Source organism: uncultured Formosa sp. (genome assembly GCF_947500765.1).
Lineage (GTDB): Bacteria > Bacteroidota > Bacteroidia > Flavobacteriales > Flavobacteriaceae > Formosa.
The window spans coordinates 1-209 of the sequence record NZ_CANMTH010000086.1 but is presented as its reverse complement, the minus strand read 5'-3'; the positions used below and the strand labels follow the sequence as shown (position 1 = coordinate 209).

1 pseudogene is annotated in these 209 nt (G+C 35.4%); it reads right to left on the bottom strand.

From position 1 onward, the window contains the following. Nucleotides 1–209, bottom strand: a pseudogene (locus Q1B05_RS18680) (glucose/galactose MFS transporter); the annotation flags it as partial.

Genomic DNA, 209 nt, shown 5'->3' with positions numbered 1-209 from the left:
ATACAACAACTAAACGCGATTCCTAAAGTGGCACTTATTATTAATGCCGTTTTCTGTTTTAAATATTTTGGAATTAAAAACACGCCTAATCCATAAGTTAAGACCATGGCTAGTAATGTAAATGTGGTAAAAAATTTAGCCTCTTCTGATGAAAAACCAAGAGAGATACCATAAGAGATAATGGTGTCTCCTGCGATAACCTCTGCCCC